This window comes from Streptomyces sp. NPDC037242, from assembly GCF_055604165.1.
This window is the reverse complement of sequence record NZ_JBVJUY010000005.1, coordinates 60309-70714: the sequence shown is the minus strand read 5'-3', so window position 1 is coordinate 70714 and position 10406 is coordinate 60309. Positions and strand designations below refer to the sequence as shown.

Below are 10406 nucleotides of genomic sequence, written 5' to 3'. Positions count from 1 at the left end.
TTGGGGGAGGCGGCGGACCGCATCCCCCTTGGGCACGGCGGTGCTCCGGAAACGAAAACGCCCGCCCCCCCCCCGGGGGCGCCACGGCCGGAAGGCGGAATCAGCCCTGCGGGTGGTGGGCCGGGATCGGGGGGAGCTCGCCGGTCGTCTCGTAGGCGGAGAGCATGTCGATGCGGCGGGTGTGGCGCTCCTCGTCGGAGTACGGGGTCTTCAGGAAGGCGTCGATGAAGCTGACGACCTCGTCCTGGGTGTGCATCCGACCGCCGACGGAGATGACGTTGGCGTTGTTGTGCTCGCGGCCGAGCTCGGCGGTCTGGACGCTCCACGCGAGGATGGCGCGGATGCCCTTGACCTTGTTGGCGGCGATCTGCTCGCCGTTGCCGGAGCCGCCGATCACGATGCCGAGGCTGTCGGCGTCCGCGGCGGTCTTCTCCGCGGCGCGCAGGCAGAACGGCGGGTAGTCGTCCACCGCGTCGTAGATGTGGGGCCCGCAGTCGACGGGCTCGTGGCCGTTGTTCTTGAGCCAGTCCACCAAGTGGTTCTTGAGCTCAAAGCCGGCATGGTCGGATCCGAGGTACACGCGCATGGTCCGAGTGTGGCACGAGGGGGCCCGGCGACCCGCGGCGGGTGTCGCGTAAGTCACTTCTAAAGCTCAAGTAAACCCAAAGAACGCAGATGGGACACCGCGGGACCTAGGTCCTGGACGTTCGTCCCTCCGCAACGATCCGGATTGGGGTCTTCCGCCCTGCGTTCATCTCAGGTTTGAATGCCGGGGCTCGCAACCCGAGAACCTAAGGATCCGTCCATGAGCTCCACGACGACCCTTCAGAAGGCAGGCGACCCCACCGGTGAACCCGGTGACGCCCAGTCCTCCGACGGTCTGAAGGCCGGTCTCAAGAACCGCCACCTGTCCATGATCGCCATCGGCGGTGTCATCGGCGCCGGCCTCTTCGTCGGCTCCGGTGGCGGTATCGCCAAGGCCGGCCCCGCCATCCTGGTCTCCTACGCGCTGGTCGGCGCGATGGTGGTCTTCGTGATGCGCATGCTCGGTGAGATGGCCGCCGCCAGCCCGAACTCGGGCTCCTTCTCGGCCTACGCCGACCGCGCGCTCGGCCGCTGGGCCGGCTTCTCCATCGGCTGGCTGTACTGGTTCTTCTGGGTCGTCGTCCTCGCGGTGGAGGCCACCGCCGGTGCTGCCATCCTGGAGAGCTGGATCCCGGCCGTCCCGCAGTGGGCCTGGGCGCTGATCGTGATGGCGGTCCTGACCGTCACCAACCTCGGCTCGGTCGCCTCCTACGGCGAGTTCGAGTTCTGGTTCGCGGGCATCAAGGTCGTCGCCATCGGCGCGTTCGTGATCGTCGGAATGCTGGCCGTCTTCGGCGTGCTGCCCGGCTCGGACAACCCGGGCTCCGGCTTCGCGCACCTGACCGACGCCGGCGGCTTCATGCCGAACGGCTGGGGCTCCATCCTCACCGGTGTGCTGATGGTCGTCTTCTCCTTCATGGGCAGCGAGATCGTCACCCTGGCGGCCGGCGAGTCCGAGGACCCGCGCCGCGCGGTCACCAAGGCCACCAACTCGGTGATCTGGCGCATCGGCGTCTTCTACTTGGGCTCGATCTTCATCGTCCTGACGCTGCTGCCGTGGAACGACCCGTCGATCACCGAGAAGGGCTCGTACGTCGCCGCCCTCGACTCGATCGGCATCGCGAACGCCGGCACGATCATGGAGGTCATCGTCCTGACCGCCGTGCTGTCCTGCCTGAACTCGGGCCTGTACACGGCCTCCCGCATGGCCTTCTCGCTCGGTGAGCGCGGGGACGCCCCGAAGGCCTTCGCCAAGGTGAGCAAGCGGGGCGTGCCGACCGCCGCGATCCTCGGCTCGGTGGTGTTCGGCTTCGTCGCCGTCTACTTCAACTACGCCTTCAAGGACACGGTCTTCAACTTCCTGCTGAACTCCTCGGGTGCGATCGCGCTCTTCGTGTGGCTGGTCATCTGCCTGACCCAGCTGCGGATGCGCGGGATCCTCATGCGTGAGGCGCCGGAGAAGGTCACCGTGAAGATGTGGCTCTTCCCGTACCTGACCTGGGCCACCGCGGCGATGATCGTCTTCGTCCTGGGCTACATGCTCTTCGACGACGCCAACCGCGAGGTCGTCCTGCTGTCGCTGCTGGTCGCGGCCGTGGTGCTGGTCATCGGTGTGGTCCGCGACGCGCGCCGCAGGGCCGCCGAGCGCCTCTCCGCGTAACCGGAACGACGAAGAACGCAGACAGCCCCGGACCGCCGCTCGCGGTCCGGGGCTGTTGTGCGTCGTGGCCGGGTCAGCCGCGGCGGCCCACCAGCTTCCAGGCGGCCGGCAGCACGCCCATCGCCAGCGCGGCCTTGAGCGCGTCGCCGATCAGGAACGGGGTCAGGCCCGCCGCGACGGCTGCGGTCAGGGACATCCCGGTGGCGGCCATCAGGTAGGGCACGCCCACCGCGTAGATGACGGCGGAGCCGAGCACCATCGTGCCCGCGGTACGCAGCACCGAGCGGTCGGCGCCGCGCCGCGCGAGGGCGCCGACGAGGGTGGCGGCGAGCAGCATGCCGAGCACGTAGCCGAAGGAGGCGCCGCCCGCGCCGGAGGTGCCGCCCGCGAACCACGGCACCCCGGCCATGCCGACGAGTGCGTACAGGGCGAGCGAGAGGAAGCCGCGGCGGGCGCCGAAGGCGGTGCCCACCAGCAGGGCCGCGAAGGTCTGGCCGGTGACGGGGACCGGGGAGCCGGGGACGGGCACGGAGAGCTGCGCGGCCAGGCCGGTGAGTGCGGCTCCGCCGGCGACGAGCGCGATGTCGCGGACGCGGCTCGCGGGCAGCAGGTCGGCGAGGACGGCGCCGGGCCGGAAGGAGACGGAAGCAGTGCTCATCGGGGGCTCCGCGAGGTGGTGGTGACAGGACGATCACCGACGTTAGTGCGGGGCGCGCCGCCGCCCCAGCGTCGCCCGGGACAAAGCCGTACTCCCCGGTTTGGTGGGGACCGGACAAAGGTCCGGACTTACACCCGAGTTGAAGTGATCCGTGTCACGGCCCACATTCGACGACACGTCCTTTTTGCTCCTGCGGGCTTCCTCCAGCGAGACTGTAGGTTCCCGCCAATCCCTTGTGCAGCCCCCAGCGCCGCTTGGCCGACCGAGAGTACGAGCATCCCCTCATGCGCGACCATCTGCCCGACCCGGCCGATTCCCCGGAACCCCTGAGTCACAGCCTCAAGCAGCGCCACCTGACCATGCTGGGCCTCGGCGGCGTGATCGGCGCCGGGCTCTTCGTCGGCTCCGGCGCCGGCATCGGCATCGCCGGTCCCGCGATCATCTGCTCGTACCTGCTCGCGGGCGTGCTCGCGATGCTGGTGATGCGGGCGCTGGGCGAGATGTCGGCGGCGATGCCCGCCTCCGGCTCCTTCTCCGTCTACGCCGAGAAGGCCCTGGGACGCTGGGCCGGCTTCTCCGCGGGATGGCTGTACTGGTTCCTGCTGGTGGTGGTGCTCGCCGTGGAGGCGACCGGCGCGGCGAAGATCGCGAACGGCTGGCTGCCCGGGGTCGACCAGTGGGTGTGGGTGCTGCTCTTCATGGTGGTCTTCACCGTGAGCAACCTGGCCGCGGTGCGCAATTTCGGCGAGTTCGAGTTCTGGTTCGCCGCCCTCAAGGTCGGCGCGATCGTGCTGTTCCTGATCCTGGGCACCCTGGCGGTCTTCGGCCTGCTGCCCGACACCGAACCGGTCGGCATGGCCAACCTGACCGGCCACGGCGGCTTCTTCCCCGAGGGCATGGGCGGCGTGGTCGCCGGCATGCTCGCGGTCGTGTTCGCCTTCGGCGGCCTGGAGGTCGTCACCATCGCGGCCGCCGAGTCCGACGACCCGGCGCGGTCCGTGGCCCGCGCGGTGCGCAGCGCCGTGTGGCGCATCCTCTTCTTCTACGTCGGCTCGATGCTGGTCATCGTGACCCTGCTGCCGTGGGACTCGCTGGAGCCGGGCCAGAGCCCGTACGTCGCGGTCCTGGACTCCATCGGCATCCCGGCGGCCGGCCAGATCATGAACATCGTGGTGTTCGTGGCGCTGCTGTCGGCGCTGAACGCGAACCTCTACGGCTCCTCGCGCATCGTGTTCTCGCTGGCCGAGCGGGGCGAGGCGCCGCGCTCGCTGCTGAAGGTCTCGGGCAGCGGCGTGCCGCGCCGGGCGGTGTTCGCCTCGGTGGCCTTCGGGTTCGTCTCGGTGGTGCTGAACCTGCTGTGGCCGGACACGATCTTCCTCTACATGCTCAACGCGGTCGGCGCGGTGCTGCTGTTCGTATGGGCGCTGATCGCCGTCTCGCAGCTGAAGCTGCGCCGCCGGATCGAGCGGGACATGCCGGAGCGGCTGACCCTGCCGATGTGGCTGTTCCCGTACGCGACGTGGGCGGCGCTGATCGGGATGGCGGCGGTGCTGGTGCTGATGCTGTTCGACGACTCGGCGCGGCCGCAGCTGCTGTGGTCCTCCGGCGCGGCGGCGGCGGTGCTGGTGGTCGCGGGCGTGCGCGAGCTCCGGGCGCGCCGGGCAGCCTGACGCCCCGGCCTGCCCGCGCCAGGCCCTGACGCGGCCCGGCCCGGCCTGGCGCGGGCCGTACGAGGGGGATCACGGCCAGTGAGTCCGATGTCCGGATAATGGACAAGATCAGTCCGATTATCGGACGGTGGGCAGACTTGCCCGCATGATCCCGAGCACCATCACGCCCACCGAGCCCGAGGCGCCGTCCCAGACCGGCGCCGGATCCCCCCTCGGCAGCGGACTCAAGCAGCGCCACCTCTCGATGATCGCCCTCGGCGGCGTCATCGGCGCCGGACTCTTCGTGGGCTCCGGCGCCGGCATCGCCGCCGCCGGCCCCTCGATCGTCATCGCGTACGCCGTGTCCGGGCTGCTCGTGATGTTCGTGATGCGGATGCTCGGCGAGATGTCCGCCGCCAACCCCGTCTCCGGCTCCTTCTCGGTGCACGCGGAGCGGGCCATCGGCCCGTGGGCGGGCTTCACCGCGGGCTGGATGTTCTGGACGCTGCTGTGCGTAGGCGTCGCCATCGAGGGCATCGGCGCCGCGCACATCATGACCGGCTGGTTCCCCGGCACCCCCTCCTGGATGTGGGTGCTGGTCTTCATGCTGGTCTTCACCGGGTGCAACCTGGCCGCCGTCTCCAACTTCGGAGAGTTCGAGTTCTGGTTCGCCGCCCTCAAGATCGGTGCCATCGCCCTCTTCCTGGGCCTGGGCGTGCTGGCCGTCATGGGCCTGCTGCCCGGCACCGACTCCCCCGGCTCCGCCAATCTGCTGCACGACGGCGGCTTCCTGCCCAACGGCGTGGACGGCCTGCTCGTGGGCCTGCTCGCCTCGGTGGTCGCGTACGGCGGCCTGGAGACGGTGACCATCGCCGCCGCCGAGTCGGACAACCCGGTCAAGGGCGTGGCCTCGGCCGTGAGGACCACCATGTGGCGGATCGCCGTCGTCTACGTCGGCTCCATGCTGGTCATCGTCACACTGCTGCCGTGGAACGACCCGGCGGTGACCGAGGACGGCCCGTACGCGGCCACCCTGGACCACCTGGGGATCCCGCACGCCGGCCAGGTCATGAACGTGGTCATCCTGATCGCCCTGCTCTCCGCGATGAACGCCAACATCTACGGCTCCTCGCGCATGGCCTACTCCCTGGTCTCCCGCGGCCAGGGCCCCAAGGCGCTGGCCAAGGTCAGCGGCCGGGTACCGCGGCGCGCGGTGCTGCTCTCCTCGGGCTTCGGCTTCGTCACCGTGCTGCTGTCCTACTGGTACCCGGACACCCTGTTCGCCTGGCTGCTGAACATGGTCGGCGGGGTCATCCTCATCGTCTGGGGCTTCATCGCCGTCTCGCAGTTCGTGCTGCGCCGCCGCCTGGAGCGCGAGGCCCCCGAGAAGCTCGTCGTGCGGATGTGGGGCTTCCCCTATCTGACGTGGGTGGCGCTGGCCGGGGTCGCCGGGGTGCTGCTGCTGATGGCAATGGGCGAGGACACACGGGTCCAGGTGGTCTTCACCGGCGGGCTGACCGTCGCACTCGCGGCCACCGGCTACCTGATGCAGCGTCGGGCGGCGGCCAAGGCCTGACCCGCCCAGGCCCGATCCAGGTAGGTGACCCTTATGCGACGTCCGGAATAGATGCTGCTAGCGTGCAGTTGCGCATTAATTGCAATAGCAGTTGGCACGCTGAGGGGACCGGATAACACGCATGGCCATCTACACGCTTCCTGAGCTTCCTTACGACTACGCGGCGCTCGAGCCGGTGATCAACCCGCAGATCATCGAGCTGCACCACGACAAGCACCACGCGGCCTACGTCGCGGGCGCCAACACCACGCTGGAGCAGCTGGAGGAGGCGCGCGACAAGGAGAACTGGGGCGCGCTGAACGGCCTGGAGAAGAACCTCGCGTTCCACCTCTCCGGCCACATCCTGCACAGCATCTACTGGCACAACATGGCCAGCCCGAAGACCGGCGAGGGCGGCGGCGAGCCCACCGCGGCCGACGGCCTGGGCGACCTGGCCGACGCGATCACGGAGTCCTTCGGCTCCTTCGCCAAGTTCAAGAAGCAGCTGACCTTCGCGTCCTCCGCGACGCAGGGCTCCGGCTGGGGCGTGCTGGCGTACGAGCCCGTCAGCGGCCGTCTGGTCGTCGAGCAGGTCTACGACCACCAGGGCAACGTGGGCATCGCCAGCACCCCGGTCCTGGTGTTCGACGCCTGGGAGCACGCCTTCTACCTGCAGTACAAGAACCAGAAGGTGGACTTCATCGAGGCCATGTGGAATGTCGTCAACTGGCAGGACGTGGCCAAGCGCTACGCCGACGCCAAGGCGAACACCCCGCTACTGATCCCCGTCAAGGGCTGATCCGCGCCCGAAAAGCCGTCCGCCTCGTGATCGTCTTCTCAACCTTCACTTGCGGGCGTTTCCACCAGAAGGCCCCCGCGAGGACGTGACTCGCGGGGGCCTTCTGCGTCCATCGGCTACTCGAAGGAGGGGCCCTGGGTCCGGGTGCGCTTGATCTCGTAGAAGCCGGGGACGGAGGCGACCATCAAGGTGCCGTCCCACAGCCGGGCGGCGGCCTCGCCGCGCGGGGCCGGGGTGACGACCGGGCCGAAGAAGGCCACCTCGTCGCCGCCGGCGCCGGGCACGGAGATGACCGGGGTGCCGACCTCCTGGCCCACGCGGTCGATGCCGTCGTTGTGCGAGGCGCGCAGCACCTCGTCGTACTCGTCGGAGTCGGCGTAGTGGATGAGCTCGGCGGGCAGGTCGACCTCGGCCAGCGCGGCGGCGATGGCCTCGCGGGTCGGGCCCTGGTCCTCGTTGTGGAAACGGGTGCCGAGCGCGGTGTAGAGCTTGCCGGTGATCTCGTCGCCGAACTTCTGCTGGGCGGCGACGACCACGCGGACCGGGGCCCAGCCCTTGGGGCCGAGGAGCTCGCGGTAGCGCTCGGGCAGCTCGTCGAGCTTGTTCTCGTTCAGTACGGCGAGGCTCATCACGTGCCAGCGGACCTCGACGTCGCGGACCTTCTCGACCTCCAGCATCCAGCGGGACGTCATCCAGGCCCAGGGGCAGAGCGGGTCGAACCAGAAGTCGACCGGGGTCTTCTCGCGCACCTGGGTGTCGGTCATGTCTCTCCTCAAGTCGTAGCGTCCCCCTGCCCAACCAGCCCGGATCCGGCCGCATTCCCCATGGGAGGATTCGGTGAGGTCAGGATTCGCGATCACACCGAGGAGTACATGTGCCCGGCAAGAGTCTGTCCCGTGACGAGGCGCGCGAGCGGGCCGAGTCGCTGTCCGTCGACGGCTACGAGCTGTCGCTGGACCTGAGGTCCGCGGTGGACGAGGCCGAACCGGCCGAAGGCCCCCGCACCTTCCGCTCCGTGACGAAGATCCGCTTCCGGGCCACCGCCCCCGCCACTTTCGTCGACCTCGTCGCCCCCTCGGTCAACAGCGTCACGCTCAACGGGCGCGCGCTGGACACGGCCGCCGTCTTCGACGGCTCGCGGATCGCCCTGGACGGGCTGGCCTCCGAGAACGAGCTCGTGGTGGACGCGAACTGCGCCTACAGCCGCACCGGCGAGGGCATGCACCGGTTCGTGGACCCCGAGGACGGCGAGGTCTACCTCTACACCCAGTACGAGCCGGCCGACGCCCGGCGGGTGTACGCGAACTTCGAGCAGCCGGACCTGAAGGCGCCCTACCGCGTCGAGGTGACCGCGCCCGAGGGCTGGCAGGTCTGGAGCAACGGGGTCGAGGAGTCCCGCGACGGCGAGACCCGGCGCTTCGCCGAGACCGCGCCCATCTCGACGTACATCACCTGCGTGGTGGCGGGGCCGTACCACTACGTGACGGACACCTACACGCGCGGGGACCTGACCATCCCGCTGGGCGCGATGTGCCGCAAGGGGCTCGCGAAGCACTTCGACGCGGACGACGTCTTCCTCGTCACCAAGCAGGGCTTCGACCTGTTCCACGAGCTGTTCGACTACCCGTACCCCTTCGGCAAGTACGACCAGGCCTTCGTGCCGGAGTACAACCTGGGCGCGATGGAGAACCCGGGGATGGTGACCTTCAAGGAGGAGTACATCTTCCGCGGGAAGGTCACGCAGGCGTCCTACGAGCGGCGCGCGAACACGATCCTGCACGAGATGGCGCACATGTGGTTCGGCGACCTGGTCACCATGAAGTGGTGGGACGACCTGTGGCTGAAGGAGTCCTTCGCGGACTTCATGGGCTCCTTCGCGCTCGTGGAGGCCACCCGCTTCGACCAGGCGTGGGTCACCTTCGCCAACAACCGCAAGGCCTGGGCCTACCGCGCCGACCAGCTGCCGTCCACGCACCCGATCACGGCGGACATCCCGGACATCGAGGCCGCGAAGCTGAACTTCGACGGGATCACCTACGCCAAGGGTGCGGCCGTGCTCAAGCAGCTCGTCGCGTACGTCGGGCGGGAGGCGTTCCTGGAGGGCTCGCGGCGGTACTTCAAGGCCAACGCGTACGGGAACACGACCCTGGACGACCTGCTGTCGGTGCTCGGGGAGGTCTCCGGCCGGGACATGGCCGAGTGGTCCCGGGCCTGGCTGCAGACGGCCGGCGTGAACTCGCTGACGCCCGTGGTGACCTGCGACGCGGGCGGCCGGGTGACGGAGCTGGCGGTGGTCCAGGACGGCGACGAGCTCCGCCCGCACCGGGTCGCGGTGGGCCTCTACCGCCTGGAGGAGGGCGCCCTGGTGCGCTACGCGCAGGCCGAGGCCGACGTGGCGGGCGCGCGCAGCGTGGTCACCGAGCTGGCGGGGCAGGAGCGGCCCGACCTGGTCATGGTCAACGACGAGGACCTCACCTACTGCAAGGTCCGCTTCGACCAGGTGTCGGCGGACACCCTGCGCACCCACCTGGGCGCGGTGGCGGACCCGCTGACGCGTGCGCTGTGCTGGTCCGCGCTGTGGAACCTGACGCGTGACGGCCTGATGCCCGCGCGGGACTTCGTCTCCATGGTCCTGGCCCACGCGGGCCGGGAGACCGACGTCGGCGTCCTGCAGATGCTGCACTCGCAGGCGCTGTCCGCGGTCACCCACTACGCGGCCCCGGACTGGCGCGAGCAGGGCGGGCGGGTGCTGGCGGCGTGCGCGCTGCAGGAACTGCGCTTCGCGGAACCCGGCTCGGAGCACCAGCTCACCTGGGCCCGCTTCTTCGCGGCGAGCGCGGCGACGGAGGGCGACTTCCAGCTGCTGCTGGGGCTGCTGGAGGGTTCGGCGCGGATCGACGGACTGGAGGTGGACCAGGAGCTGCGCTGGGACTTCCTGCTGCCGCTGGCCGCGCACGGGGCGGTGGACGAGGGCGTCCTCGCTGCGGAACTGACCCGGGACGACACGGCGTCGGGCAAGCGCTACCAGGTGCGGTGCCTGGCGGCCCGGCCGTCGGCGGCGGTGAAGGACCAGGCGTGGGCGGCGGTGGTCGAGTCGGACGCCCTGTCCAACGCGCTGGTGGAGGCCACCGTCGCGGGCATGGAGCAGTCCTCGCAGCGCGAGCTGCTGGCCGGGTTCGGGGAGCCCTACTTCTCCGTCATCGAGCGGGTCTGGGCGGAGCGTTCGATCCAGATCGCGATGACCGTCGTACGGGGCCTGTACCCGTCGCTTCAGGACTCGCAGTCCACCGTCGAGGCGACGGACGCCTGGCTCGCGGAGCACGAGTCGGCCCCGGCGGCCCTGCGCCGCCTGGTGCTGGAGTCCCGTGACGACCTGGCCCGCGCCCTGCGCGCGCAGGGCTGCGACGCGGCGGCCGGCGCCGCGTAGCCGTACGGTCCGCTCCCGGGGTCGCACCCGGGAGCGGATCCCCCATCGGCAGTCGAACGCCCGTACTTTAGCC

8 protein-coding genes are annotated in these 10406 nt (G+C 69.9%); 5 read left to right on the top strand and 3 right to left on the bottom strand.

The features are described from left to right. Nucleotides 1-100: 100 nt before the first annotated feature. Complete coding sequence (locus ACZ7GJ_RS08490; RefSeq protein WP_470750401.1) at nucleotides 101-586, bottom strand: ribose-5-phosphate isomerase; 486 nt, start codon at nucleotides 584-586, stop codon at nucleotides 101-103. 219 nt (nucleotides 587-805) lie between these two features. On the opposite strand from ACZ7GJ_RS08490, the gene ACZ7GJ_RS08485 reads away from it, so the two are divergent. After that, the gene (locus ACZ7GJ_RS08485; RefSeq protein ID WP_470750400.1) at nucleotides 806-2245 is read left to right on the top strand and encodes an amino acid permease; all 1440 of its coding nucleotides are present in this window, start codon (nucleotides 806-808) and stop codon (nucleotides 2243-2245) included. Between the two features lie 73 nt (nucleotides 2246-2318). On the opposite strand, the gene ACZ7GJ_RS08480 is transcribed toward ACZ7GJ_RS08485, so the two are convergent. Continuing rightward, nucleotides 2319-2903, bottom strand: coding sequence for a biotin transporter BioY (locus tag ACZ7GJ_RS08480; RefSeq protein ID WP_470750399.1), 585 nt, complete (start codon nucleotides 2901-2903; stop codon nucleotides 2319-2321). Between the two features lie 284 nt (nucleotides 2904-3187). Here ACZ7GJ_RS08480 and ACZ7GJ_RS08475 point away from each other — a divergent pair, with 284 nt between their 5' ends. The 3 genes from ACZ7GJ_RS08475 (at nucleotide 3188) to ACZ7GJ_RS08465 (ending at nucleotide 6906) form a co-directional block, all read left to right on the top strand. Further along, complete coding sequence (locus ACZ7GJ_RS08475) at nucleotides 3188-4573, top strand: amino acid permease (RefSeq protein ID WP_470750398.1); 1386 nt, start codon at nucleotides 3188-3190, stop codon at nucleotides 4571-4573. A gap of 145 nt (nucleotides 4574-4718) precedes the next feature. After that, on the top strand, nucleotides 4719-6128 hold the full coding sequence (locus ACZ7GJ_RS08470; RefSeq protein WP_470750397.1) for an amino acid permease: 1410 nt from the start codon (nucleotides 4719-4721) through the stop codon (nucleotides 6126-6128). A 121-nt stretch (nucleotides 6129-6249) separates the two neighbouring features. Then, a complete protein-coding gene (locus tag ACZ7GJ_RS08465; RefSeq protein ID WP_470750396.1) occupies nucleotides 6250-6906 on the top strand; it encodes a superoxide dismutase in 657 nt (218 codons plus the stop codon). A gap of 116 nt (nucleotides 6907-7022) precedes the next feature. Here ACZ7GJ_RS08465 and ACZ7GJ_RS08460 read toward each other — a convergent pair whose 3' ends face one another. Beyond that, a complete protein-coding gene (locus ACZ7GJ_RS08460) occupies nucleotides 7023-7670 on the bottom strand; it encodes a mycothiol-dependent nitroreductase Rv2466c family protein (RefSeq protein ID WP_470750395.1) in 648 nt (215 codons plus the stop codon). Nucleotides 7671-7780: 110 nt separating this feature from the next. Here ACZ7GJ_RS08460 and pepN point away from each other — a divergent pair, with 110 nt between their 5' ends. Then, nucleotides 7781-10333 (top strand): aminopeptidase N, encoded by a 2553-nt coding sequence (gene pepN, locus ACZ7GJ_RS08455; protein WP_470750394.1) that lies wholly within the window; start codon nucleotides 7781-7783, stop codon nucleotides 10331-10333. Nucleotides 10334-10406 lie beyond the last annotated feature (73 nt).

Excerpts from the sequence above, each read along its gene's own strand:
- ACZ7GJ_RS08490 (WP_470750401.1), bottom strand. The coding sequence starts at position 586 with ATGCGCGTGTACCTCGGATCCGACCATGCCGGCTTTGAGCTCAAGAAC.
- ACZ7GJ_RS08480 (WP_470750399.1), bottom strand. The coding sequence starts at position 2,903 with ATGAGCACTGCTTCCGTCTCCTTCCGGCCCGGCGCCGTCCTCGCCGAC.
- ACZ7GJ_RS08465 (WP_470750396.1), top strand. The coding sequence starts at position 6,250 with ATGGCCATCTACACGCTTCCTGAGCTTCCTTACGACTACGCGGCGCTC.
- ACZ7GJ_RS08485 (WP_470750400.1), top strand. The coding sequence starts at position 806 with ATGAGCTCCACGACGACCCTTCAGAAGGCAGGCGACCCCACCGGTGAA.
- ACZ7GJ_RS08470 (WP_470750397.1), top strand. The coding sequence starts at position 4,719 with ATGATCCCGAGCACCATCACGCCCACCGAGCCCGAGGCGCCGTCCCAG.
- ACZ7GJ_RS08475 (WP_470750398.1), top strand. The coding sequence starts at position 3,188 with ATGCGCGACCATCTGCCCGACCCGGCCGATTCCCCGGAACCCCTGAGT.
- ACZ7GJ_RS08460 (WP_470750395.1), bottom strand. The coding sequence starts at position 7,670 with ATGACCGACACCCAGGTGCGCGAGAAGACCCCGGTCGACTTCTGGTTC.